Below are 23,088 nucleotides of genomic sequence, written 5' to 3'. Positions count from 1 at the left end.
ACCTTCCGTCATCCCGGCGCACGCCGGGACCCATGGATAGGGTGCGATCACTAACGAAGCGGACCGCAACCGTGGGTCCCGGCTTCCGCCGGGATGACGGAGAATATTGGTCCTCCCTCTCCCCTCCACGCTTCCCTATCCCCGTTCGTCCTGAGCGAAGTCGAAGGATGGTCCAGCACGCAGGTGCCTCGACTTCGCTCAGCACGAACGGAGCGCGTGGTTAGATCGCCCCACCCGTCAACCGCTGACACACCATATCGAGCTGGTCCAACGTCGAGTAATTCAACGTCAACGTCCCCCCAGTCTCGGTATGCGCCACCCGCACCTGCAACCCCAGCAAATCCGCCAACTGCCGCTCCAACGCCGCGATATCCGCATCCGGCACCCGAGGCTCGGACGAACCACCACCACCACCACGGCTCCGCCCAGGCTTCGCATCACGCGCCAGCTTTTCGGTCTCGCGCACCGACAGCCCCCGCGACACGACCTGGTCCGCTAGCGACTCCACATCCGGCGACCCCAGCAACGCCCGAGCATGCCCCATCGACAGCGATCCATCGACCACCTGCGACTGCACCTGCGCCGGCAATTCGAGCAACCGCAGCAGGTTCGCCACATGACTGCGCGACTTGTGGACGATCTTAGCGAGCACCTCCTGCGTATGCCCATACTCGCCCGCCAGCCGCTGATACGCCTGAGCCTCTTCGATCGCGTTGAGATCCTCGCGCTGAATGTTCTCGATCAGCGCGATCTCGAGCGTCTCAGCGTCGTCGAAGTCGCGGACGACGACCGGCACCTCGTGCAGCCGCGCGCGCTGTGCCGCCCGCCAACGCCGCTCACCAGCAACGATCTGGAAATCATGCCCATGCGGGCGAACCACGATCGGCTGGATCAATCCGCGCGACGCGATCGATGCGGCCAGCTCGTCGAGCATCGCCTCATCGAAATGCCGCCGCGGCTGATCGGGATGCGGCGACAGCGAGCTGACCGGCAGCATCCGCACGCCCGACGATTGCTGCGCCGCACCATCGGCCGACACCGGCGTCTCGCGCGCCATCTCACCGAGCAGCGCGTTGAGGCCCCTGCCCAGCCCCGGCCGGCCGCGTTTGTTACCGTCGCTCATGCCGCAACCTGCGCAGTTGCCGGAAGCCGCCCGATGAGCTCACGCGCCAGCGCAATATACGCCTGCGACCCCGAACACCGGTGATCGTAGATCAGGGCAGGCAATCCGTGGCTAGGCGCCTCCGACAGTCGCACGTTGCGCGGGATCACCGTTTCGAACACGACCTTGCCCAGCACAGCGCGAACGTCCGCCGAGACCTGGTCGGTCAACCGGTTCCGGCGATCGAACATTGTCAGCGCTACGCCGAGGATCGACAGACCCGGATTGAACCGCTGGCGGATGCGCTCGACCGTGCTCAACAACTGCGACAACCCCTCAAGCGCGAAAAACTCGCATTGCAGCGGCACGAGCAGCGAGTCCGCCGCGACCATCGCGTTGATCGTGAGCAGCCCCAGCGACGGCGGGCAATCGATCAGCGCGATATCCCACGGTCCCTGCGCCGCCTTCACCGCACGATCGAGTCGGTGCGTGCGCGCATCGAAATCGACCAGCTCGATCTCCGCGCCCGACAGGTCGACCGTCGCGGGGACGATATCGAGCCGCGGCACGCGCGTATGCACCACCGCGTCCTCGATCGACGTCTCGCCGACCAGTACGTCATAGCTCGACCGCTCGCGCTGCGAATGGCCGATGCCGAGCCCGGTCGACGCGTTGCCCTGCGGATCGAGATCGACCAGCAGCACGCGCATCCCCGTCGCGGCGAGCGCGGTCGCGAGGTTGATGGCGCTGGTGGTCTTGCCCACCCCGCCCTTTTGATTGGCGACCGCGATGGTGATCATCGCGCGCTTACCCGATCCAGAACCACGATCGACGACTCCGGGTTCGTGACGCTTTGTTCCACGTGGAACATAAACCGCCAATGCTGCTTGAGCGCGGCCAGCTCCTCCTCGTCGAAACGCCCCCGAGGAAGCAACCACCGCGTCTCCGTTGTGGCGCAGTGCGCCGCGCCACGCAAAAGGTTTTGCAACGATGCAACCGCACGAGCCGAAATGATCGAAGCGTCGGCTGCGGCATTCTCAACCTTCGAGGCATGAACGCGGACCTGCTCGCCAAGCCCAAGCCGAGCGACACAAAGCTGGAGGAAGTCCGCACGCCGCCGACGGGGCTCGACCAGATCTACCGGCCCCTCGCGTACCAGCGCAACGACCATGCCGGGAAACCCCCCGCCGGTACCGATATCAAGCCAGCGCTTTGAGGAACTGCCCACCCCTGCGAGCGCGACGAGCTGGAGCGAATCCACCACGTGCCGGTCCCAGATCGTCGGGATCGTCGACGGCGCAATCAGATTCTGATGCGGCGCTTCCTCGACGACCATCGCCACGAACGCGTTCAAGCGCTCGGTCGCTGCCGCCCCGAACCGCTCGGTGGTCCAGCTCTGCGCTTCGTCTTCGGTCATGCTGGCACTCGTTTCGTATGCAATAATACAGCGGACAAAGCCGCCGGGGTGATCCCCCGCACCCGCGCCGCCGCCGCCAGCGAGGTCGGCCGCGCCGCGCTCAGGCGATCGATCATCTCGTTCGAAAGACCCGGCACGCGATCATAGGCAAGGTCCTCCGGCAAACGGATCGCCTCGTCGGCCCGCAACCGCGCGACCTCCTGCGCCTGCCGCTCGATATACGGAGCGTAGCGCGCGTCCTCTAACACTTCGTCAACGACCGCCATCGGGATCCCCGCCGCAGCGTCCGGCGCGACATGCGCGAGCGTCACGCCTTCGAACCGGAGCCAGTCGAACGCAGTCCGCCGTGCACCGTCCCGACCAATCGCAACGCCCTGATCGGCAACCTCGGTTGCCGTCCGCTCGCAATCGAGCGCCGACCGGAAACGATCACGGTCCTCGGCCAGTGCATGCTGATGCGCCAGCCGCTCGGGTCCAAGACACCCAGCCGCCTCCGCAATCCCGCCCAGCCGCGTCTCAGCGTTATCCGCGCGCAACGACAATCGGAACTCCGCCCGCGCCGTCAGCATCCGATACGGCTCGGTAACACCCTGCAGCGTCAGGTCGTCGATCATCACCCCAAGATAGCTCGACGCACGATCCAGGATCACCGGCGCCAGATCGCACGCATACGCAGCTGCATTGAGCCCAGCGACAAGCCCCTGCCCCGCCGCTTCCTCATACCCGGTCGTGCCGTTGATCTGCCCCGCGCAGAACACCCCCTCGATCGCTCCCAGCGCAAGCCGCGTATCAAGCGCCCGCGGGTCGATATAATCATACTCGACCGCATAACCCGGCATCGTCATCGTCACGCGCTCGAGCCCCGGAATGCTGGCAAGCATCGCCGCCTGAACCTCGACCGGCAGCGACGTCGACAGCCCGTTCGGATAGACGGTCGCGTCATCGAGACCCTCGGGTTCGAGGAAAACCTGATGCCCATCGCGGTCGCCAAACCGATGCACTTTGTCCTCGATCGACGGACAGTAACGCGGCCCCGCCGCCTCGATCGCACCGGTGAACAGCGGCGACCGATGAAACGCCTCGCGGATGATCGCATGCGTCCGATCGGTCGTCCGCGTGATGGCACAGGCGATCTGGGGCAATGGACGAGCACGGGTCATCGGCGACATCATCCAGGGATCGAGGTCCGACGGCTGCTCGGCGAGTGCGCCCCAATCAATCGTGCGCCCATCGAGCCGCGGTGGCGTCCCCGTCTTCAGCCGCGCCATCGGCAGGTTCCGCGCACGCAGCTGGTCGGCAAGTGGCTTGGCCGCACGCTCACCGATCCGACCCCCTTCCTCGCGGTCATCCCCTCGGAAGATACGTCCGCCGAGGAACGTGCCGGTCGCCAGCACGACCGCTCGTGCCTCCACGATCGCGCCATCCGCCAGCACGACACCCGCCACGCGATCGCCGTCGAAGTGCAACGCCGTCGCCTCGCCCTCGACGATCGACAGCCCTGCCGTGGCCGCAAGCATCGCCTGGATAGCACCGGAATAGAGACGCCGATCGGCCTGGATCCGAGGCCCCTGCACCGCCGAACCCTTGCTGCGATTGAGCATCCGATAGTGGATCGCGGCAGCATCGGCCGCGCGTCCGATCAGCCCATCGAACGCGTCGACCTCGCGAACCATGTGCCCTTTACCGAGCCCACCGATCGCCGGATTGCACGACATCGCGCCAATATGCGCAGCGTCGAACGACACGAGCGCGGTACGCGCGCCCCTCCGCGCCGCCGCGGCTGCGGCTTCGGTTCCGGCATGGCCACCGCCAACCACCACTACATCGAACATGTCACGGCCGTAGAACGCCGCGACCGACGCGTCAAAGATGTTCCACGTGGAACATCACTTCCCGATGCAGAAACGTCCGAACAGTGCGTCCAGCATCTCTCCGGTGGCATCGAGCCCCAGCACACCAGCAAGGATCGCGCGAGCCTGTCGAAGCTGTTCCGCAACGATAAGCGCGTCCGAGCTTCGATACCGAAGAGCCTCGACCGCCGCAGCGCATTGTCGGCGCTGGTGCTGCTTCAATGCGATCTCATCGCCACGCGGCAGCATAGCAATCGCTCGCCAATGCAGTTCATCCCAAAGGGCATCGAGCGATTCCCGGTCGTTCTGCGAGACCGCCAATGTCCGGTCAGCGGGCAACTCTCCGCGCCCCGGCAGATCGGCGCGCGCATGAATCCAGATCGCATCCCCGCGGGGCGGCGCGGTATCGGCCAGCCACATCACGATGTCCGCCGCGGCGATCGCACCCTCCGCACGCGTGACACCGATCGCTTCGATCGGGTCGAGCGTATCGATCAAACCGGCAGTGTCGGTCAGCACATAGGCGACACCGTTCCGCGTCACCGGCACGTCGATCCGGTCGCGTGTCGTTCCTGAGATCGGCGAGACGATCGCCGCATCGCGCTCGCCGAGCAGGTTGAGCAGCGTCGACTTGCCGCTGTTCGGCGGACCGCCGATGACGACGCGCAAGCCGTCCTTCAACCGCTCGACCGGCGGGGCATCGACCACCGCCTCGATATGCGCGGCGAGCGCGGCGATTTCCGAGACGATCGCGTCGAACGCGGCGGTATCGCTCGCAACGTCATCCTCCTCGGCGAAGTCGAGCATCGCCTCGACCCGCGCGGACAGCATCGCGACCGAGTCCATCCAACCGCGAACGGCCTGACTCACCCGCCCTTCCGCGGCCGTCATCGCCGCGACGCGCTGGCTCTCGGTTTCGGCTTCGAGAAGATCGGCGAGCCCCTCCGCCTCGGTCAGGTCGATCCGCCCGTTGGTCAAAGCGCGGCGGGTGAACTCCCCCGGCTCGGCGTGCCGCAACCCTGGCATTCCCGACAGCACACGCTCGACCGCCGCGATCACCGCCCGACCACCGTGGCAATGAAACTCGACCAGGTCTTCGCCAGTCGCCGTCGCGGGTCCCGGAAACGCGATCACCAGCGCGCGATCGAGCAACGCCCCATCGGTGTCTCGCAGTCCCCGGAGGCTGGCATGGCGCGGAACCGGCAGCGGTCCCGCCAGCGCCTCGGCCGCGGCAAACGCCTGAGGCCCGCTCACCCGAACGACGCCGATCGCCGCTGGCGGCCGTCCGCTCGATACCGCGAAAATCGTCTTCACGGGAAACTCAGCCGCTTTTCGTCGCGCTGTCGAACAGGCGCTTCCACATCGCCATCCCCGCCTCGCCCATCGGCTGCCAGCCGCGCATCATCGATTCGAGCATCTCGGGTTTCATCTGGCCGTCCGGAATGGCCTCCATCATCATCGCGATATAGCGGTCGTGGATCGGCGTCAGGTCGGGCAGCCCGACCGCGCGGCGCGCTTCTTCAGGCGTGCATTCGATCTCGATATTCATCTTCATGTGACACACCCTCGATGACGCTTGAGCGGTCCATCGCGGCGCTGCATAGCGTGGGAATGTATGCGCGCGATGCCGCCTCGATCGCAACGCCTATCGGTCTGGTCCGCGTGACCGGCACCGGGGACCGGATCGACGCGATCGACATCGGCGTAGAGGCAAGGTCACCCAGCGATGCCCCCGCAATCCTCGAAGCACTCCGCCAGATCGACGCGTATTTCGCCGGACGGCTGACCGAGTTCGACCTGCCGCTTGCACCCTCCCCTACCCCGCGCGGTGCCGACCTTCGCCAGGCGATCGTCGACATCGCCTACGGCACGACGGCCAGCTACGGCGCACTCGCGAAAGCGATCGGTTCCAGCCCGCGCGCGATCGGCCAAGCGTGTGCGCGCAATCCTTTTCCGATCATCGTCCCCTGCCACCGAATCCTTGGAGCCGGCGGAGCGCTTGGTGCGTACTCCGCGGGGGAAGGCCCGATCACCAAATCCCGGCTGCTCGACCATGAGCGGCCGCCAGGAGGACTGTTATGACGAACACTACCAAGATCGCCACGCTCGCGGGCGATGGCGAATTCACCGCGTATCGCGCGACTCCGGCAGGCACGCCAAAGGCCGCGATCGTCGTGATCCAGGAGATCTTCGGCGTGAACGCCGGGATCCGCCGCAAGTGCGATACGCTCGCCGAGGCCGGCTATCTCGCGATCGCCCCCGACCTGTTCTGGCGACTTGAGGCCGGTATCGAGCTCGACCCGGACATCAAGCCCGAGTTCGACCGTGCGCTCGAACTGATGGGCCAGTTCGACCAGGACAAGGGTATCGCCGATATCGAAGCGAGCATCCGCGCCGTCCGCAGCGAACTCGGTGACGACGCCAAGGTCGGCGTGGTCGGCTACTGCCTCGGCGGGCGCCTGGCGTTCATGACCGCGGCACGAACCGACGTCGATGCGAGCGTCGGCTATTACGGCGTCGGGATCGACGGCCTGCTGGCTGAAAAGCACGCGATCGCACACCCGGTGCTGCTGCACGTGCCGGAAGAGGATCACTTCGTCGACAAGGCCGCACAGGCAGCGATGCACGCGGGGCTCGACGATCACCCAAAGGTGACGATCTACGATTACGCGGGCGAGGACCACGGCTTCGCGACCGAGTTCGGCGAGCGCCGCTCGGATGCGTCGGCCAAGCTGGCGGACGAGCGGACGGCGAAGTTCTTCGCGGAGAACCTCGCCTAAAACCCCTCCGTCACCCCGGACTAGTTCCGGGGTCCACGGTCCCGCGCAATCACGACTATCGAGCGTGCGGAACAGTGGATGCCGGAACGAGCCCGGCATGACGGGGCGCTGAAGACGAAAAAAAGGCCTCGCCGGACGATCCCGGCGAGGCCTTTTTCTTATCCCACTCGCACCGCGATCAGCGCAGCAGCGAAATGATCCCGAGCGTCTCGCCAGTGCCGACCCAGCCCTCGTAGATCATCTTCAGCGCGACCACGAGGATCACCGCAAGGCCGATATACGCGATCCAGCGATACTTGTTGATGACGCGCGCGATGTAGTTCGCCGCCAGACCCATCATCGCGACCGACAGCAGCAGGCCGATGACCAGGATGCCGGGATGCTCGCGCGCCGCGCCTGCGACGGCCAGAACGTTGTCGAGGCTCATCGAGACGTCGGCGACGGCGACAGCCCAGGCCGCGCTCGCAAAGCCCTTCGAAGAGCGGATACCCGATCGCTCATCGCCCTCGATTTCTTCCGAACCCGCATTCTCCGCGCCCTCGCGGATTTCGCGCCAGAACTTCCAGCTGACCCAGAGCAGCAACAGGCCGCCCGCGAATATCAGCCCGACGATGCCCATCAGCCACGTGACGATCAGCGCGAAGAAGATACGCAGCACCAGCGCCGCTCCGATGCCGATCAGGATGACCTTCTTGCGTTGATCGGCGGGAAGTCCGGCGGCGAGTGCACCGACGACGATCGCGTTGTCGCCCGCGAGGACGAGGTCGATCATGAGGACCGATCCGAATGCGGCGAGCGCCTTCGGGTCGCCGAGGTTGGAGAAGTCGGCGACGATGTGCTGCCAGATTTCGAGCGGCGAGCCTGGCCCGGCGACTCCCGATGCGGCGGCGGCCAGCATGGCGATGATACTCAAGATGTCAGCTCCCGGTGACGGATTACGTAGGGTTTAATAGCAAAGCGGCACGCGAAAGCCATGCTCTCGCGTGCCGCTTTGGTCTGCTTGGCCGGACATGGGCAAGGCCCATGTCGTCGGTCGGGAGGCTCGCGCCCCCGCCGGCCGAACCGGTGCGAGTCCTGCGCCAGCTTGGCGCAGGCCGCACTCGGTTATTGATTCATACTGTCGAAGAAATTCTCGTTGGTCTTCGAATCCTTCATCTTGTCGAGCAGGAACTCCATCGCGTCGATCGTGCCCATCTGCATCAGGATACGGCGCAGGACCCACATCTTGCTGAGCTTGGCCTTGTCGACCAGCAGCTCTTCCTTGCGCGTGCCCGACTTGCCGACGTCCAGCGCTGGGAAGATGCGCTTGTCCGCAACCTTGCGATCCAGCACGATTTCCGAGTTGCCGGTGCCCTTGAACTCCTCGAAGATCACCTCGTCCATGCGGCTGCCCGTATCGATCAGCGCGGTGGCGATGATCGAGAGCGAACCGCCCTCCTCGATGTTGCGCGCGGCACCGAAGAAGCGCTTCGGACGCTGCAGCGCGTTTGCGTCGACACCGCCGGTCAGGACCTTGCCCGACGACGGCACGACGGTGTTGTAGGCACGACCCAGACGCGTGATCGAGTCGAGCAGGATCACGACGTCCTTCTTGTGCTCGACCAGGCGCTTGGCCTTTTCGATCACCATTTCAGCGACCTGGACGTGACGCTGCGCGGGTTCGTCGAAGGTCGAGCTGACCACCTCGCCCTTCACGCTGCGCTGCATGTCGGTGACTTCCTCGGGGCGCTCGTCGATCAGCAGGACGATCAGGAACACCTCGGGGTGGTTGTCGGTGATCGCCTTGGCCATGTTCTGCAACATGACCGTCTTGCCGACGCGCGGCGGTGCGACGATCAGCGTGCGCTGGCCCTTGCCCTGCGGCGAGACGATGTCGATCACCCGCGCCGACTTGTCCTTGACGGTCGGGTCGGCGGGATCGAGCGTCAGCTTGCTCTCGGGATAGAGCGGCGTGAGGTTGTCGAAATTGACGCGGTGGCGGACGACGTCGGGGTCGTCGAAATTGACGGCCGTGAGCTTCACCAGCGAGAAATAGCGTTCGCCATCCTTCGGCCCGCGGATTTCGCCCTCGACCGTGTCACCGGTACGCAGGCCGAACTTCCGCACCTGGTTCGGCGAGATGTAGATGTCGTCCGGGCCGGCGAGATAGTTCGATTCCGGCGAACGCAGGAAGCCGAAGCCATCGGGCAGCACTTCGATCGTGCCGAGCCCCATGATCTGGTCGCCATTGTCGGCTTGCACCTTCAGGATCGCGAACAGCAGGTCCTGCTTACGCAGCGTCGAGGCGCTCTCGACCCCCAGTTCCTCGGCCAGCTGGACCAGCTCGGCGGGTTTCTTTTTCTTCAGGTCTTTGAGATGCATGGGGATTTCCGGATAGCAATCAACGGGAGAACGCTCGGTCGGCGGTGCGCTTGGGAAGCGGAACTGGGCGAGACGAGTCTGGCAAGACACGACCGGGCAGGACGCCAGGAGGCCGTGTTGGGAGAAGGGGTTAGAATTGGGGGGCGGGTTAGTCAAGCGGGGACGGGAGGACCACTTCTGGATCCTCCCCCGCCAGGGGGAGGTGGCTGGCACTTGCCAGACGGAGGGGGAGGAAAGGACAACGGTTGTTGCGCGTTCCTCCCCCTCCGTCACCTTCGGCGACACCTCCCCCTGGCGGGGGAGGATCAGGAAGTCAGAACGGCTTAACGATCACCAGCACCACGATCAGCGTCACCGCCAGCGCAGGCACCTCGTTGAGCATCCGCAACTGCTTACCCGCCAGCGTCGGCTTCCCCGCTGCGAGCTTCTTCGCATAACCGACCGCCCAGCCGTGATATCCCGTCAGCAGGAATACCAGCACGAGCTTCAGGTGCAGCCACCCAAGCCCCGGTGCGCCGTCCGCCAGCCCCAGGTTCAGCGCCAGCGCGATCCCCAGCACCCAGACGACGATCATCGCCGGCGTCAGGATGATGTGGCGGATCTTGCTCTCACGCTCGACCCAGTTCGCCGCCTCGCCCGCATTGCCAGCCGCCAGCGCCTCCTGATGATACACTAGATAGCGCGGCAGCATGAAAAGCCCCGCCATCCAGAAGATCACGAAGATCAGATGCGCCGCCTTCACCCAGTCATAGGCAGCGCCGAGAAAACCGCTCATGTCGTGCTCCTTACGCGGGCGATCAGCTGCTCGACATGCGCGATGGGCGTGTCGGGCAGGATGCCGTGGCCGAGATTGAAGACGTGCGGGCGCTCGACGAACGCCGCGAGGATCCGGTCGGTCGCCGCATCGAGATCCGCCCCGCCTGCGATCAGCGCCAGCGGATCGAGATTGCCCTGCACCGGCATGTCCACGGGCAACGACGCATGCGCCCAGACCGGATCGACCGTCTCGTCCAGCCCGATCGCATCGACGCCCGTCTCACACGCATACGCCGGGAGCTTGCCTCCTGCCCCCTTCGGAAAGCCGATGATCGGCACGCCGGGGCACCGCGCGTGGAGCCGCTCGACGATCGACGCGGTCGGCGCGATCACCCAGCGCTCGAACTGGGCAGGCGATAGCGACCCCGACCAGCTGTCGAACAGCTGCACCACGTCGACACCCGCCTCAATCTGCCGCGCGAGATACTCGACCGTATTGTCGGCGATAGCGTCGATGATCGCACCAAACGCCTCGGGATCGCGATACGCAAAACGCCGCGTCTCGGATTGATCCTTCGAGCCCTTCCCCGCCACCATATAGGTCGCGACCGTCCAGGGAGACCCCGCAAAGCCCAGGAACGTCGTCTCGGGAGGCAGTGCAGCCGCGACCTTCGCGACGGTGCCGTAGACCGGCTCCAGCCGCCCCATCACCGGTTGCAACCGATCGAGCGCATGATCGACAAGCGCCGGCTCGAGCCGAGGCCCCTCGCCGACCCCGAAGCTCAGATCCTGCCCGAGTGCCCACGGGATCATCAGGATGTCCGAGAACAGGATCGAGCCGTCGAACCCGAACCGGCGGATCGGCTGGAGCGTGACTTCGGCTGCGGCGTCGGGATCGGTCGCGAGCGCGAGGAAGCCGCCCTTCTCCGCACGAAGCTCACGGTATTCGGGGAGATACCGCCCCGCCTGCCGCATGAGCCACAGCGGCGGTACGGCCTGACGCTCTCCGCGAAGAGTCGCCAGGAGAGGCTTGATGGGAGGCGAGTTGGGAGTCGAATCGGTCAGCGGAGCACCCTTCTTCTACTATAAGAAGATTCAAGAAATAGGTTGTTGCAGTGGTTGGGCGGTTGAACCCGGGACTTATGCGGTGATCCCGGAATTGCCAACAGCTTGACCCTCGCGCACCGCCACAAACGCGCTGATTCGATTCAAGGCTCCCCGTTACCCACAGCCTGTGGATAAAATCCGGCCCTGTGCGCGGCGGTGTGGATAGAATCGGTGTTATCCACGGCGAACCCGTCGCTTGGCGAGGCGGACGAGTTACGCTAGCCGTTCTCCCCATGTTATCCACAGATTCACGCCCACAGGTCCGCCCGCTGGGGATAAAACGCCGATGATGCGGCTCCACCTTCATTTGTTGTCGGATTCGACCGGCGAGACGCTGGAGAACATCGCGAAGGCGGCGCTGGCGCAATATGACGACGTCGAGACGGTCCGCCATTTCTGGCCGATGGTGCGAACAGAGGCGCATCTCGAGCGCATTCTCCAAGAGATCGCGCAGAACCCGGGGTTGGTCGTCTTCACGCTAGTGAACCCCGCGACGCGGCGCATCTTGGAGCAGAGGTGCCTCGCGTTGGGGCTGCCCGCGGTGGCGCCGCTCGACCCCGTGAACGACGCGCTCTCCGGCCTGCTCGGGCAGCAGGCGAAGGCGCGGCCGGGACGCCAGCACGTGCTCGATGCCGCGTATTTCGCGCGCGTCGACGCGATCCAGTGGACGATCGCCCATGACGACGGGATCGCCTCGGAAGAATGGGAGGAGGCCGATATCGTCCTCGCGGGCGTATCGCGTTCGTCGAAGACGCCGACCTCGATCTATCTCGCCAACCGCGGCTACAAGACCGCGAACATCCCGATTGTCGTGGAAAGCCCACCACCGCTGAACCTCTACAAGCTCGCCAACCCGCTGATCGTCGGCCTCACGACCAGCGCCGACCGTCTGATCCAGGTCCGCCGCAACCGCCTGCTGTCGCTCAACCAACAACCCGACACGTCCTATGTCGAGGAAGAAGCGGTGATGCGCGAGCTCGCCTTCGCGCGCCGCATGTTCGCCGACAATGGCTGGCCGGTGATCGACGTTACGCGCCGCTCGATCGAGGAAACCGCGGCGGCGATCATCGCGTTGTGCAACCAGCGCCGCGCCGACGCCGCTCCAAAGGTCGAGTCATGAGCCTGATCCTCGCCTCGCAAAGCGCCTCGCGTCGCGCGATGCTGACCGCTGCCGGCGTACCGTTCGAGGCGACCTTTGCTGGCGTCGACGAGGATGCGGCCAAGGCGGCGCTCCGCGACCTGTCCCCGCGCGATCTGGCTGATGCATTGGCGGAACTGAAGGCACTGAAAGTGTCCGCGCGGATGCCGGGCTATCTTGTCCTCGGCAGTGACTCGCTGGTCGCACTGGAAGACGGCAGTATCCTCGACAAGCCCGTGGACCGAGACGATGCGGCGGCACACCTGCGACTGATGTCCGGCAAGCGCCACGACCTCTGGAGCGCCGCGGTCATTGCCGAGAACGGCCAGGCGATCTGGCGCCACGTCGAGCGCGCGAAGATGCACGTCCGCCCGCTGTCCGACGCATTCATCGAGACGTACCTCAATGCGGAATGGCCCGCGATCGCGGGCTGCGTCGGCTGCTACCGCATCGAAGGCCCCGGCGCGCAACTGTTCGCCAAGATCGAAGGAAGCCAGTTCACGGTACTCGGCATGCCGCTGCTCAACGTCCTCGACTTCCTCCGCGTGCGTGGCGAGCTGCCGGCATAACCCGACGCTCTCGATCCTCCCCCGCCAGGGGGAGGTGGCTGGCGCTTGCCAGACGGAGGGGGAGGAAAGGGAAACGCCTGTTCCGCATCCTCCCCCTCCGTCACCTTCGGTGCCACCTCCCCCTTGCGGAGGAGGATTGGAGGAGGGTCGCACATGGCATTCCGCGCGCGCTAGACTAAACCCCGTTCACCCGCGAAGGCGGGTCCCCAGACTGGATCCCCGCCCCCGCGGGGAAACACGGAGCCTTGAATGACCCGTCCCTACGCAGAAGTGATCGGCGATCCGATCGCACAGTCGAAATCGCCGCTGATCCACGGCTTCTGGCTAGACGCGCTCGGGATCGACGCGGAGTACCGCCACAAGCTCGTCACCACAGCAGACCTCCCCGCCTATTTCACCGAACGCAAAGCCGACCCCGCTTGGCGCGGATGCAATATCACGATGCCGCACAAACTCGCCGCGCTCGACCACGTCTCCGACCCCGGCAACGTCCGCGGGACGATCGGCGCGATCAACACCGTGTTCCGCAACCAGACGGGCGACTGCATCGGCACCAACACCGATGCCGCCGGATTCTGGGCGCCGATCGACGATCTCGACATCGCCGGCCAACCCGTCACGGTGATCGGCGCCGGCGGTGCCGCCCGCGCGATCCTGTTCGCCCTGTCACGAATGGGTGTCGGCCCCGTCACCATCCTCAATCGCAATCCGCTGAAGGGCGCGGCGCTGCTGTCGACGTTCGGCCTTAAGGGTCAGGCGCTGCCGATCGGCCCCGCCGTCCCGCCATCGCGATTGCTCGTCAACGCCAGCGTACTCGGCATGGCCGGTCAGCCACCGCTCGATATCGATCTCGGCGCGCTCGAACCGGACTCGCTCGTCTACGACATCGTCTACTCCCCGCTCGAAACCGGTCTGCTCAAAACGGCACGCGCGCGCGATCTCGAAACCGTCGACGGCCTGGAAATGCTGATCGGCCAAGCAGCGGTCGCATTCGAGATATTGTTCCACGTGGAACCACCGCGCGATCGCGACGACGAACTGCGGGCGTTGTTGATGAAATGATCATCGGCCTCACCGGATCGATCGGCATGGGCAAGTCGGCCGTCGCCGCGATGTTCGCCGACGAGGCCGTCCCCGTGTTCGACGCCGACGCCACCGTCCACCGCTTGCAAGGCATCGGCGGTCGACTTGTCCCCACAATCGAAGCCGCCTTCCCCGGCACGACCATCGACGGCGCAGTCGATCGCGCGAAACTCGGCGCGGCGGTCTTCGGCAACGACGCCGCCATCAAGCGCCTCGAAGCGATCGTCCACCCCGCCGTCGGCGAAGAACGCGCCGCTTTCCTCGCCAAGCACGCCGGCCAGCGAGTCGTCTTCGACGTCCCCCTGCTGTTCGAGACGGGTGGCGACCGCAACGTCGACCTGATCGTCGTCGTCTCCGCCGCCCCCGACGTCCAGCGCGCCCGCGTCCTCGCCCGCCCCGGCATGACCGTGGAGAAGTTCGCCGCGATCCTCGCGCGCCAGACCCCCGACGCCGAGAAACGCGCCCGTGCGAATCACGTCATCCACACCGACACCAGCTTCGACGCAACCCGCGCGCAAGTCCGGGCGGTGCTTGCATCCTTGGAAATCTGAGCCGATACCATCGGGATGCGTGAGATCGTCTTCGATACCGAAACCACCGGGCTCAGTTTTTCCGGCGGCGACCGCATGGTCGAAATCGGCTGCGTCGAGATGCTCAACCGGGTCGAGACCGGCCGCACCTTCCACGCCTATTACCACCCCGAACGCGACATGCCGGTCGAGGCGTTCAACGTCCACGGGCTGAGCGCGCAGTTCCTCTCCGACAAGCCGAAGTTCGCCGACGCGGTCGAGGACCTGCTGGAATTCGTCGGCGACGCGCCGATGATCGCGCACAATGCCGGCTTCGACTTCTCGTTCCTCAACGGCGAGCTGACCAAGTGCGGCCGCCAGATCGTCCACATGAAGCGGATGGTCGACACGCTGCAGATCGCGCGCAGCCGCCACCCCGGCGCCAAGCATTCGCTCGACGCACTCTGCTCGCGCTTCGGAATCGATCGCAGCCACCGCGTCCTGCACGGCGCGCTGCTCGACGCACAGTTGCTCGCGCAGGTCTATGTCGAGCTGATGGGTGGCCGCCAGATCGGTCTCGGCCTGCTCGGCGATACCGGCAGCACCGCCGCGACTCCGATCGTCGCACAGGCGCCTCGGGTCGTTCGCCCCGCCCGCGTTTTCGCGGTGAGCGAGGGAGACCTTGCGGCCCATGCTGCGTTTATGAAGGGGATCAAGGATCCGATCTGGGGGGCCGTGGCGTCCGGATGACGCTGGCAGGGTGGAGCCAATAGGACCGCCCGAAGACTGTAACGCCGACAAGGAGACGACAATGGATATCCGGATTTCTGGTCATCAGGTTGACACTGGCGAAGCACTCAACAGCCACGTGGAAGACCGACTCCAGGGTATCGCCGACAAGTATTTCTCGCGCGCCATCTCGGCGGAAGTCACATTCGGCAAGGGCCCGCACGACGCCGGCTTCAAATGCGACATCGTTTCGCACGTGATGAAGGGCCTCGTTATCAAGGGCCACGGCGACGCCTATGACGCGCGCGCCGCGTTCGATGCCGCCGCCGCCAAGATCGAGACCCAGCTCCGCCGCTACATGCGCCGCCTGAAGGATCGCCATGCTGGCGAAGCGGTCGCGATTGCCGAGAGCAACGGCTACGACAATGCCGGCTACACGCTGTTCCAGGAAAGCATCGAGGAAGACGATGTCGCGGACGCACCGCTGATCATCGCCGAAACGCGCGTCGATATCCCCGAGGCCAGCGTGTCCGACGCGGTGATGATGCTCGATCTGCGCAACACCGCCGCGCTGCTGTTCATGAATGCGGGCACCGGCGCGCACAACATGGTCTATCGCCGCGGCGATGGCACGATCGGTTGGGTCGAGCCACAGCGCGCAGCGGCCACCCCGGCCCAATAAAGAAGGGTCCATAAAGGCGCGCGTCTCAAGGCCGCGCCTTTACGCCCCCGCGCAACCCGCTAAGGCGGACGCGCGCGGGGGCGCTTGAGACATTGAACACAATGACCGATTTCAGTGATATGCTGCGTCCCGACGCAGTGCAGACGGGCGTGATTGCCAAAAACAAGAAGGCAGTGTTCCAGCATCTCGCCACGGTTGCGTCTGAGATACTCGATGCCGACCCCAAGATGATCGCCGATCGGCTGGCGGCACGCGAGAAGCTCGGCTCCACCGGGTTCGGGGGCGGCGTCGCCATCCCGCACGCCAAGCTCGAAGGGCTCGCGCAGGTGACCGGCGTCTTCGCGCGGCTGGCAGAGCCTGTCGACTTCCAGGCGGTCGACGATCTCCCCGTCGATCTCGTCTTCATGCTGCTTTCCCCCACCGATGCCGGCGCGGTCCACCTGAAGGCGCTCGCCCGCGTCTCGCGACGCCTGCGCGACAAGGCATTCCTCGAGAAACTGCGCGGCGGCGGTTCGCCCGACGCGGTCTACGCGCTGTTCACCGCCGACGAGGTCCGCGATGCCGCGTGAGGCGCTCGCACACCATCCCGTCATCCTGACGAAAGTCAGGACCCAGAGCCACGAAGAACAGGCCTTCGTGGCTCTGGGTCCTGACTTTCGTCAGGATGACGGGGCGTGGCTAGTCGCGAGCGACGCGAATGTCTGACACGCCAAACACGGCAGGCGCAGACGCACATTTCCGCGCACTGGAGTCGCTTTACGCCCAAGCCCCGATCAACCGCTTCTTCGACTCCTCACTCGAAATCCCCGAAGCCGGCGTCGCGCGCATCCATTTCACGATCGACGAGCGCCACTACCACGCCGGCGGCGCCGCGCACGGCACGAGCTATTTCAAGATGCTCGACGATGCCGCCTTCTATGCCTGCAACAGCCTGGTCACCGACCGTTTCCTGCTCACCACCGCCTTCAACCTGCTCCTCACGCGTCCGCTGAAAGTCGGCCCCGTGATCGCCGAAGGACGCTGGATCAGCGGCAAGCGGCGTGTGTTCGTCGCGGACGCGCGGCTGATCGACGCCGACGGTGAAGAAGCGGCAAGAGGCACGGGCACGTTCATGCGCTCCCGGATCGCACTCGCTGGTCTCCCCGGATACCGCAGCGCAGCATGAGCGGTCGTCTCCCCAGCGGAGTCCTCGTCAGCGCCCTGTTGCGGCGCGTCAACGACGCCGGCGGCTTCGGCGCGGTAATAGCGAAGGGAGACCCGCAAGGCGGCGCCATCCTGGTCATCGCGGTCGACAAGGGCGCCCCTCCCCGCCTGCTGGAACGCGGCATCGGACCCGACGGCCGGACCGCGCTGATCGACTCCACCCCACTCGAAGACCTCGACGGATATTGGCATCGCCGCCGCGCAAGCGACCCGGATCTCTGGGTAATCGAGGTGGACATCGCAGCGGCGGAACGGTTCGCCGCTGAAACGATCCTCGACGATTGACTCGAAAGCCCCCCCAATAGAGGGGAATTGCAACATTGATTGGCGTTGTGCTGGGACGGGTGCGATCCGGATCAGTTACGCAGTCGGGGGGATGCCTGGACGATCGGCTCGTACGATTGCTTCCGCGGTCCAACCGCATCTGAATAAGTTTGAATGACGATTCTTCAGCGGGCTGCGACGATCGCAGTCATGACCTTCTCTCTCGCCGGCCTGCTCGGCAACAGCGCTCCCGGTCAGGCAACCGGTATCGATCGCTCGACCACCAATCTCACTGCTCTTGCCAATCTAAACGCGCTCTTGCCGCAGAATGTTCCGCAGATCGCTCCAGTTGCAACGACCGTCGCACCTGTCGAGACGAACGCCGAGAACACCGCAGTCAGCCCTGTCGTCGCAGAAGCCGAAGAATTCGACACGCTCGCCCAGGCCGTCGCCGCGCAGGATAGCGCCGCCGCCGACGAAGCGCTTCAGTGCCTTGCCGGCGCAATCTACTTCGAATCCAAGGGTGAGCCGCTGACCGGCCAGCTCGCCGTCGCCGAAGTCATCATCAACCGCGCCAAGTCGGGTCGTTTCCCCGCCAACGTCTGCGCCGTCGTCAAGCAGCGCGGCCAGTTCAGCTTCGTCCGCGGTGGCCAGATCCCCAACATCAACGCCGGCACCGCCTACCGCACCGCGATCGCGGTCGCCAAGGTTGCCCTCGCCGATGCGTGGAACAGCCCGGCTGACAAGGCGCTCTACTTCAACACCCCCGATCGCCGCCCCAGCGTCCGCGCGATCAAGGTCGCCTCGATCGGCAACCACATCTTCTATCGCTGATATCCCCGGATATCGCTGAAGTCCGCCCCCGTCCCGCACCCAGCGGGGCGGGGTTTTTTATATCCGCTGACGTCTCAGCCTACCGCAGCGCTCGTGCCGCCAACCCCGAACAGTCCGCATCGCTAGCCGTCGGCCCCTGCTTGCCGGTGATCGCCCGGCCGATCGCCTTGAAGATATTGCCGACGGATTTCACCTCCGGCGGGATTGTCACATTCGGCTGCTGGATCGTCCCGGTCATGTACGCCGACCCCGGCAGTTGGAGCAACGCATTCTGCTTCGGCGCGCCACTCAGCCGAATGTTGAGCGCTTCGGACGGAAACACTACGCTCCCCTGCCCGCGCAACTGGCTGGCGGTGGTATCGACGATCATCGGATCGGCGCGCCCGCGCCCCCGCGTCACGTCGAGTTTCACCACCACGCAGCGCAGCCCGGCGCGCTCGCCATCTTTCGCCAGCAACGCGCGCGCCGCATCGAACCCCAGCGCGGCCGCGATCCCCTGCGGCAACTGCCCGTCCCGCGCGACGAACCCGATGCTTCCATCGGCGTTCCCGACCGCAGCCCGGATCGTCTCGCCCGGCCCCTTCAGCCGCACCCGCGCACTCACGTTCCCGCTGAAATCGCCGCGCCCGCCCGCCAGCGCCTGTACGCTGCTACCCCGCAACCGCAGGTCGATCGCGACGGTCGGCGTCTTGCGATCGCCTCGCTGGTCGACCGTGACCTTGCCGGTAACGGTCCCCTGCGGCAGCCTCGCGACGAGCTGGTCCAGCGTCAGCAGCTGGTGATCGATCGCGATCGTCCCCTTGGCCGACACGATCGGCGACTTGCCCTTCGCGGCGACGATATGCTGGATGCGGAACCCGAACTCGGCATCGGTGCTGTCGATCTTGCCTATGTCGATCCGCGTATTCGGCACCAGCCTCGGCCCGATCGCTCGCTCAAGCGCAGCGCCCTTGGCCTGCGCCTCGTCCGACGACAGGTCCGCGAAGTCGAACTGGCGCGAGACGATGTCGCCGTTCACCTTGCTCCGCCCGTCCCGCTTGTCGACCGTCACATGTCCTGCGAAATCCGACCGCCCGACCACGCCCTTCAGCTGCGTGATGGTCCATTTCGGCGCATCGTGGCGGACGTGCGCGCTGAACGACACCGGCTGCGTCCGGAACAGCCCTGCCTCGATCACCGCGTCGATCAGCTTCAGGTCGGTCGCGCGCGCCGTCACGTCGAGTGTCATCGCATCGGTATCGAGCGGCCGGTCCATCACGCCCTTCGCCGATATCGACAGTCTGTCCCCGTCGATCGACGCGGTGAACGGCCAAGGCTTGCCCTGCGATCGCTCGATCGACGGCCCTGAGACCGCGATCCGCACCGCCGCACCACGCACGGTGCCGGTGCCATTCGCGCGGATGCCCGCAACCGGATCGGACGAGAACTGCGCGGTGACTTGCCGCCCCTGCTTGGCATCGCGGTACGAGATCACGCTGTCGCGGATGACGAGACCCTGCAGGTCGTTCGAACTGCCGCCGCTCTTGGCCTTGCCCGGCCGATCCCAGTTGGTCCGCCCCTGCTTGTCACGCACCAGCGCCAGGTACAGTCCGGACGCCTTCACGTCGCGCGGCCCGAACCCGCCCTTCAACAGCGATAGCGCGGAGAACGTCGCCTCCGCCTCGCGCAACCGCACGAAATCGCCGCTGCCGGCCCATGCCGCCTGCGGAATGCGCACCTGCGTGATGCGGATCGTCGGCGAGAAACCGAACCCGTCGACGCGCTCGATCCCGCCGATCGTCACCGGCCGGCCAAAGCGCGCGGTCAGCTGCCGCTCGATCACGCCTTTCAGCGATCCCCAGGGGAACACGGCGAGCCCGATTATGACCGTAGCCATCACGGCCACGACGACGATGCCGGTGACTTTCACCCAGCGCTTGGCGACCCATCTTCTCATCTACTGCGGCGACGCGTCGAAACGAGAAACGTTCCGCAAGCGTCAGGACCGCTGCCGCAGAATGACCGCGGCGCGTATGGCTCGCTAGACCCGCACGCTCTTCGGCGCCAACCTGCGGATATCGAGGACGTCGACCTGCGCGAGCATCACCGCGCCCAGCGCCTTGTCCCCGGTCTCGACCAATATCCCCTCGTGCGTCGCGCGCACCGTCCGCCACGATACCTCGCGCACCGTCAGGGTCTTGCCGATCCGCTTCACCGCAGCAACCCGCCCGTCATCCGCGATCGCCAGCGCGCCCTGCCCGTCCGCGCCGACGACAGCGCCAGCCACCGCAAACCCGCGAAGCTGCGCCTGCGCCGCGTCCGCCGCCTCTTCCGGAGTCTCGATCTTCACGACCCGCCGCATCCGCACGACTACCCATCCCAAGGCGGCGAGCAGCAGCACAACGACGGCCACGATGCCGCCGACGATGGCAGGCGTCATCGCGGCCCTGCGAGCGCGTCCAGCATCGGTCGGATTCCGCGCAGGTCATATCCGGCGTCCTCGGCCTGCGCGAGCAACAGGTTCGGGTTGCGCCCCGCCTTCGCCGCCGCCAGCGCCCACAAATTGCAACTCCGCGTCCCCGACCGGCAATAGGCCAGCACGGGCCCGTCCGAATCCGTCAGCGCCTGCGTCATCGCGTCGATCTGCGGATGCGAGAACCCCGCATGCGTCACCGGGATCGAGACGTATTTCAGCCCGGCCGCTTCCGCCGCGGCGCGGATCGCATCACCCGAAGGCTGCCCCGCATCCTCGTCGTCCGGTCGGTTGTTGACGATCGTCTTGAACCCCGCCGCGGCGATCTCCGCGACCTGCTCGACCGCGATCTGTGGCGCGACCGAAATACTTTCGTTTATTTGCCGTATCATGCGGACTCGCGGATGACCTGGAGGAAGGCATCCCCATAGGCGTCGAGCTTGCGCGCGCCAATGCCTGATAACAGGCTCAACTCGGCACGCGACGCCGGCCGCTGCCGCGCAATGTCACGCAACACCGAATCGTGGAAGATGACATACGGTGGAACGCCCGCTTCCTTCGCCAGATCGCGCCGCCGCACGCGCAACGCCTCGAACAGCGGATCGTCCACGGGGTTCGGCACAGCGCCAACTGCACCCTTGCGCCGCCGCTCGCGCTTGGGCGGAACGACGATCGACACCGCCGCCTCGCCCTTGAGGATAGCCTTCGCCGCCGGTCCGAACTCGAGGCCCCCATGAGGATTGGTGCGCAACGCATCCTTCAGCATCAGCGCCCGCGACACAGGCTTCAGCAACGCCACCTCGTCGCCCTCGACGATCCCGTACACCGACAGCGCCTCGTGCCCGTTCATCAGGCTGCGCTCGCTGGACACGCCCGTCAGGATGCCCTCGATATACCCCACACCGTACATCTGCCCGGTCCGGAACACCGCCGACAGGAATTTCCGCGCGGTCTCCGTCGCATCCACCGCATCGACGTTGCCGAGGCAATTGTCGCAATTCCCGCAATCCTCGAGCCGCTCCTCGCCGAAATACTTGAGCAGAATCCGCCGCCGACACCCGGCCGTCTCGACCAGCCCGCCCATCGCGGTCAGCCGCTGCCGCTCGCCCGCCTGCCGCTCGGGCTCCACCTCGCCAATCCGCTGCCGAGCGCGCGCGAAATCTTCCGCACCCCAGAACAGATGCGCGATCGCCGGGTCGCCATCACGCCCCGCGCGCCCGGTTTCCTGATAATAGGCCTCGATCGATTTCGGCAGCCCGGCATGCGCCACGAACCGCACGTCGGGCTTGTCGATCCCCATCCCGAACGCGACCGTGGCGCAGATCACCATGTCCTCGCTCGCGACGAAATCGGCTTGGTTCTTCGCACGCACCTGCGGATCGAGCCCCGCATGATAGGCCCGCGTCGGCCGCCCGCTCCGCCCCAGCGCCTCCGCCAACTTCTCGGTCGCCGCGCGCGTCTGCGCATAGACGATCCCCGGCCCCGGTATCTTCTCCAGGATATCCGCGATCTGCCGGTTGACGTTGTCGCGCCCCGAAATCGCATAGCGGATGTTCGGCCGGTCGAACCCCGACACGATGAGCCCCTCCTGCGAAATCCCCAGCTGCTCGAGGATATCCGCCCGCGTATGCGCGTCCGCGGTTGCCGTCAGCGCGAGGCGCGGCACATCCGGAAAGCTGTCGAGCAGAGGCCGCAGCAACCGGTAGTCCGGCCGGAAATCATGCCCCCACTCGCTGACGCAATGCGCCTCGTCGATCGCAAAGAGGCTGAGTTTGGCCTGGCTTAGCAGGTTCCGAAAACTCTCGTTCGAAGCCCGCTCCGGCGCAACATACAGCAGGTCCAGATCGCCCGCCCGAAACCGCGCGATCGTCTCCTCGCGATTGGTATCGACCGACGTCAGCGTAGCCGCCTTGATCCCAACAGCAGTGGCGGCCCGCAACTGGTCATGCATCAGCGCGATCAGCGGCGACACGACCACGCACGTCCCCTCCAGCATCGTTGCCGGCAACTGGTAACACAGCGACTTCCCCGCCCCCGTCGGCATGACAGCCAGCGTCCGCTGCCCCGCGAGCACCCGGTCGACGACATCGCGCTGCACCCCACGAAAATCAGGAAAGCCGAAGATGCGCTGGAGATCGGGAAGAGGGTCGAGTGCCATTGCCATGCGATCTAGGCGTCGCGCAGTCGCCCGTCGAGGGGCGAGCCTGCATTGGTTATCCAATCATTACCGATCATAAATTCGTTGCGAATAC

At 65.8% G+C, this 23,088-nt stretch carries 26 protein-coding genes; 12 read left to right on the top strand and 14 right to left on the bottom strand.

Annotation, left to right across the window (positions count from 1 at the left end; genetic code table 11):
• Positions 1–220: 220 nt before the first annotated feature.
• The 6 genes from C8J25_RS09415 to C8J25_RS09390 are packed head-to-tail and all read right to left on the bottom strand — an operon-like array spanning position 221 to position 5,924.
• Positions 221–1,123 carry a ParB/RepB/Spo0J family partition protein gene (locus tag C8J25_RS09415; protein WP_107954192.1) on the bottom strand — a complete coding sequence of 301 codons (903 nt, stop codon included), beginning with the start codon at positions 1,121–1,123 and terminating at the stop codon, positions 221–223.
• Positions 1,120–1,902 (bottom strand): ParA family protein, encoded by a 783-nt coding sequence (locus tag C8J25_RS09410; RefSeq protein WP_056064325.1) that lies wholly within the window; start codon positions 1,900–1,902, stop codon positions 1,120–1,122. Before C8J25_RS09410 ends, C8J25_RS09415 begins: the two co-directional genes overlap by 4 nt.
• Positions 1,899–2,519 (bottom strand): 16S rRNA (guanine(527)-N(7))-methyltransferase RsmG, encoded by a 621-nt coding sequence (rsmG, locus tag C8J25_RS09405; RefSeq protein WP_107954191.1) that lies wholly within the window; start codon positions 2,517–2,519, stop codon positions 1,899–1,901. Before rsmG ends, C8J25_RS09410 begins: the two co-directional genes overlap by 4 nt.
• Positions 2,516–4,351, bottom strand: a complete 1,836-nt coding sequence (mnmG, locus tag C8J25_RS09400; protein WP_107954190.1) for a tRNA uridine-5-carboxymethylaminomethyl(34) synthesis enzyme MnmG — start codon at positions 4,349–4,351, stop codon at positions 2,516–2,518. The genes rsmG and mnmG overlap by 4 nt, the downstream gene beginning before the upstream one ends.
• A gap of 54 nt (positions 4,352–4,405) precedes the next feature.
• Positions 4,406–5,683 carry a tRNA uridine-5-carboxymethylaminomethyl(34) synthesis GTPase MnmE gene (gene mnmE, locus C8J25_RS09395; protein ID WP_107954189.1) on the bottom strand — a complete coding sequence of 426 codons (1,278 nt, stop codon included), beginning with the start codon at positions 5,681–5,683 and terminating at the stop codon, positions 4,406–4,408.
• A gap of 7 nt (positions 5,684–5,690) precedes the next feature.
• On the bottom strand, positions 5,691–5,924 hold the full coding sequence (locus C8J25_RS09390) for a DUF6489 family protein (protein ID WP_056053820.1): 234 nt from the start codon (positions 5,922–5,924) through the stop codon (positions 5,691–5,693).
• Between the two features lie 56 nt (positions 5,925–5,980).
• Between C8J25_RS09390 and C8J25_RS09385 the strand changes: the two genes are divergently transcribed.
• Both C8J25_RS09385 and C8J25_RS09380 read left to right on the top strand, forming a co-directional pair.
• The gene (locus C8J25_RS09385) at positions 5,981–6,451 is read left to right on the top strand and encodes a methylated-DNA--[protein]-cysteine S-methyltransferase (protein ID WP_107954312.1); all 471 of its coding nucleotides are present in this window, start codon (positions 5,981–5,983) and stop codon (positions 6,449–6,451) included.
• Entirely contained in the window at positions 6,448–7,149 is a 702-nt protein-coding gene (locus tag C8J25_RS09380) for a dienelactone hydrolase family protein (protein WP_107954188.1), read from the top strand. Before C8J25_RS09385 ends, C8J25_RS09380 begins: the two co-directional genes overlap by 4 nt.
• A gap of 178 nt (positions 7,150–7,327) precedes the next feature.
• On the opposite strand, the gene C8J25_RS09375 is transcribed toward C8J25_RS09380, so the two are convergent.
• The 4 genes from C8J25_RS09375 to hemE all read right to left on the bottom strand — a co-directional run bounded on the left by C8J25_RS09375 (position 7,328) and on the right by hemE (position 11,301).
• The gene (locus tag C8J25_RS09375; protein ID WP_107954187.1) at positions 7,328–8,047 is read right to left on the bottom strand and encodes a TerC family protein; all 720 of its coding nucleotides are present in this window, start codon (positions 8,045–8,047) and stop codon (positions 7,328–7,330) included.
• Positions 8,048–8,253: 206 nt separating this feature from the next.
• On the bottom strand, positions 8,254–9,510 hold the full coding sequence (gene rho, locus C8J25_RS09370; protein WP_031395107.1) for a transcription termination factor Rho: 1,257 nt from the start codon (positions 9,508–9,510) through the stop codon (positions 8,254–8,256).
• 313 nt (positions 9,511–9,823) lie between these two features.
• The gene (locus C8J25_RS09365) at positions 9,824–10,285 is read right to left on the bottom strand and encodes a CopD family protein (protein WP_107954186.1); all 462 of its coding nucleotides are present in this window, start codon (positions 10,283–10,285) and stop codon (positions 9,824–9,826) included.
• Positions 10,282–11,301 (bottom strand): uroporphyrinogen decarboxylase, encoded by a 1,020-nt coding sequence (gene hemE / locus C8J25_RS09360; RefSeq protein WP_208622565.1) that lies wholly within the window; start codon positions 11,299–11,301, stop codon positions 10,282–10,284. Before hemE ends, C8J25_RS09365 begins: the two co-directional genes overlap by 4 nt.
• A 358-nt stretch (positions 11,302–11,659) precedes the next feature.
• Here hemE and C8J25_RS09355 point away from each other — a divergent pair, with 358 nt between their 5' ends.
• The 10 genes from C8J25_RS09355 to C8J25_RS09310 all read left to right on the top strand — a co-directional run bounded on the left by C8J25_RS09355 (position 11,660) and on the right by C8J25_RS09310 (position 18,384).
• Positions 11,660–12,493 carry a pyruvate, water dikinase regulatory protein gene (locus C8J25_RS09355; protein WP_093398203.1) on the top strand — a complete coding sequence of 278 codons (834 nt, stop codon included), beginning with the start codon at positions 11,660–11,662 and terminating at the stop codon, positions 12,491–12,493.
• Positions 12,490–13,080 carry a Maf family protein gene (locus tag C8J25_RS09350; RefSeq protein ID WP_107954184.1) on the top strand — a complete coding sequence of 197 codons (591 nt, stop codon included), beginning with the start codon at positions 12,490–12,492 and terminating at the stop codon, positions 13,078–13,080. Before C8J25_RS09355 ends, C8J25_RS09350 begins: the two co-directional genes overlap by 4 nt.
• A 249-nt stretch (positions 13,081–13,329) precedes the next feature.
• Positions 13,330–14,142 (top strand): shikimate dehydrogenase family protein, encoded by an 813-nt coding sequence (locus C8J25_RS09345; RefSeq protein WP_107954183.1) that lies wholly within the window; start codon positions 13,330–13,332, stop codon positions 14,140–14,142.
• Positions 14,139–14,714: a dephospho-CoA kinase gene (coaE, locus tag C8J25_RS09340; protein WP_107954182.1), complete on the top strand. Its 576-nt coding sequence runs from the start codon at positions 14,139–14,141 to the stop codon at positions 14,712–14,714. The genes C8J25_RS09345 and coaE overlap by 4 nt, the downstream gene beginning before the upstream one ends.
• A gap of 15 nt (positions 14,715–14,729) precedes the next feature.
• A complete protein-coding gene (gene dnaQ, locus C8J25_RS09335) occupies positions 14,730–15,422 on the top strand; it encodes a DNA polymerase III subunit epsilon (protein ID WP_107954181.1) in 693 nt (230 codons plus the stop codon).
• A gap of 61 nt (positions 15,423–15,483) precedes the next feature.
• Complete coding sequence (gene hpf / locus C8J25_RS09330) at positions 15,484–16,083, top strand: ribosome hibernation-promoting factor, HPF/YfiA family (RefSeq protein ID WP_056064359.1); 600 nt, start codon at positions 15,484–15,486, stop codon at positions 16,081–16,083.
• A 101-nt stretch (positions 16,084–16,184) separates the two neighbouring features.
• Positions 16,185–16,652, top strand: coding sequence for a PTS sugar transporter subunit IIA (locus C8J25_RS09325; protein WP_056064361.1), 468 nt, complete (start codon positions 16,185–16,187; stop codon positions 16,650–16,652).
• A 128-nt stretch (positions 16,653–16,780) separates the two neighbouring features.
• Positions 16,781–17,248, top strand: coding sequence for a PaaI family thioesterase (locus C8J25_RS09320; RefSeq protein ID WP_107954180.1), 468 nt, complete (start codon positions 16,781–16,783; stop codon positions 17,246–17,248).
• A complete protein-coding gene (locus C8J25_RS09315) occupies positions 17,245–17,571 on the top strand; it encodes a DUF1491 family protein (protein ID WP_107954179.1) in 327 nt (108 codons plus the stop codon). The genes C8J25_RS09320 and C8J25_RS09315 overlap by 4 nt, the downstream gene beginning before the upstream one ends.
• 153 nt (positions 17,572–17,724) lie before the next feature.
• Complete coding sequence (locus C8J25_RS09310; protein WP_107954178.1) at positions 17,725–18,384, top strand: cell wall hydrolase; 660 nt, start codon at positions 17,725–17,727, stop codon at positions 18,382–18,384.
• Between the two features lie 79 nt (positions 18,385–18,463).
• Here C8J25_RS09310 and C8J25_RS09305 read toward each other — a convergent pair whose 3' ends face one another.
• From C8J25_RS09305 to recQ, 4 genes are all read right to left on the bottom strand, one after another.
• The gene (locus tag C8J25_RS09305) at positions 18,464–20,320 is read right to left on the bottom strand and encodes an AsmA family protein (protein WP_107954177.1); all 1,857 of its coding nucleotides are present in this window, start codon (positions 20,318–20,320) and stop codon (positions 18,464–18,466) included.
• A gap of 84 nt (positions 20,321–20,404) precedes the next feature.
• The gene (locus tag C8J25_RS09300; RefSeq protein WP_107954176.1) at positions 20,405–20,803 is read right to left on the bottom strand and encodes a hypothetical protein; all 399 of its coding nucleotides are present in this window, start codon (positions 20,801–20,803) and stop codon (positions 20,405–20,407) included.
• Positions 20,800–21,228 (bottom strand): protein tyrosine phosphatase family protein, encoded by a 429-nt coding sequence (locus C8J25_RS09295; RefSeq protein ID WP_056064377.1) that lies wholly within the window; start codon positions 21,226–21,228, stop codon positions 20,800–20,802. The genes C8J25_RS09300 and C8J25_RS09295 overlap by 4 nt, the downstream gene beginning before the upstream one ends.
• On the bottom strand, positions 21,225–22,994 hold the full coding sequence (recQ, locus tag C8J25_RS09290; RefSeq protein ID WP_107954175.1) for a DNA helicase RecQ: 1,770 nt from the start codon (positions 22,992–22,994) through the stop codon (positions 21,225–21,227). Before recQ ends, C8J25_RS09295 begins: the two co-directional genes overlap by 4 nt.
• Positions 22,995–23,088: the final 94 nt, after the last annotated feature.

It is taken from the genome of Sphingomonas faeni (genome assembly GCF_003053745.1).
GTDB lineage: Bacteria > Pseudomonadota > Alphaproteobacteria > Sphingomonadales > Sphingomonadaceae > Sphingomonas > Sphingomonas faeni.
Note: the sequence above shows the minus strand (reverse complement) of the source record. Positions and strands in the feature narration are given on the sequence as shown.

Coding starts and splice junctions, on each gene's coding strand:
- C8J25_RS09415 (WP_107954192.1), bottom strand. CDS start 1,123: ATGAGCGACGGTAACAAACGCGGCCGGCCGGGGCTGGGCAGGGGCCTC.
- C8J25_RS09410 (WP_056064325.1), bottom strand. CDS start 1,902: ATGATCACCATCGCGGTCGCCAATCAAAAGGGCGGGGTGGGCAAGACC.
- rsmG (WP_107954191.1), bottom strand. CDS start 2,519: ATGACCGAAGACGAAGCGCAGAGCTGGACCACCGAGCGGTTCGGGGCG.
- mnmG (WP_107954190.1), bottom strand. CDS start 4,351: ATGTTCGATGTAGTGGTGGTTGGCGGTGGCCATGCCGGAACCGAAGCC.
- C8J25_RS09390 (WP_056053820.1), bottom strand. CDS start 5,924: ATGAAGATGAATATCGAGATCGAATGCACGCCTGAAGAAGCGCGCCGC.
- C8J25_RS09385 (WP_107954312.1), top strand. CDS start 5,981: ATGTATGCGCGCGATGCCGCCTCGATCGCAACGCCTATCGGTCTGGTC.
- C8J25_RS09380 (WP_107954188.1), top strand. CDS start 6,448: ATGACGAACACTACCAAGATCGCCACGCTCGCGGGCGATGGCGAATTC.
- C8J25_RS09375 (WP_107954187.1), bottom strand. CDS start 8,047: ATGCTGGCCGCCGCCGCATCGGGAGTCGCCGGGCCAGGCTCGCCGCTC.
- rho (WP_031395107.1), bottom strand. CDS start 9,510: ATGCATCTCAAAGACCTGAAGAAAAAGAAACCCGCCGAGCTGGTCCAG.
- C8J25_RS09365 (WP_107954186.1), bottom strand. CDS start 10,285: ATGAGCGGTTTTCTCGGCGCTGCCTATGACTGGGTGAAGGCGGCGCAT.
- C8J25_RS09355 (WP_093398203.1), top strand. CDS start 11,660: ATGATGCGGCTCCACCTTCATTTGTTGTCGGATTCGACCGGCGAGACG.
- C8J25_RS09350 (WP_107954184.1), top strand. CDS start 12,490: ATGAGCCTGATCCTCGCCTCGCAAAGCGCCTCGCGTCGCGCGATGCTG.
- C8J25_RS09345 (WP_107954183.1), top strand. CDS start 13,330: ATGACCCGTCCCTACGCAGAAGTGATCGGCGATCCGATCGCACAGTCG.
- coaE (WP_107954182.1), top strand. CDS start 14,139: ATGATCATCGGCCTCACCGGATCGATCGGCATGGGCAAGTCGGCCGTC.
- dnaQ (WP_107954181.1), top strand. CDS start 14,730: ATGCGTGAGATCGTCTTCGATACCGAAACCACCGGGCTCAGTTTTTCC.
- hpf (WP_056064359.1), top strand. CDS start 15,484: ATGGATATCCGGATTTCTGGTCATCAGGTTGACACTGGCGAAGCACTC.
- C8J25_RS09325 (WP_056064361.1), top strand. CDS start 16,185: ATGACCGATTTCAGTGATATGCTGCGTCCCGACGCAGTGCAGACGGGC.
- C8J25_RS09320 (WP_107954180.1), top strand. CDS start 16,781: ATGTCTGACACGCCAAACACGGCAGGCGCAGACGCACATTTCCGCGCA.
- C8J25_RS09315 (WP_107954179.1), top strand. CDS start 17,245: ATGAGCGGTCGTCTCCCCAGCGGAGTCCTCGTCAGCGCCCTGTTGCGG.
- C8J25_RS09310 (WP_107954178.1), top strand. CDS start 17,725: ATGACGATTCTTCAGCGGGCTGCGACGATCGCAGTCATGACCTTCTCT.
- C8J25_RS09305 (WP_107954177.1), bottom strand. CDS start 20,320: ATGAGAAGATGGGTCGCCAAGCGCTGGGTGAAAGTCACCGGCATCGTC.
- C8J25_RS09300 (WP_107954176.1), bottom strand. CDS start 20,803: ATGACGCCTGCCATCGTCGGCGGCATCGTGGCCGTCGTTGTGCTGCTG.
- C8J25_RS09295 (WP_056064377.1), bottom strand. CDS start 21,228: ATGATACGGCAAATAAACGAAAGTATTTCGGTCGCGCCACAGATCGCG.
- recQ (WP_107954175.1), bottom strand. CDS start 22,994: ATGGCACTCGACCCTCTTCCCGATCTCCAGCGCATCTTCGGCTTTCCT.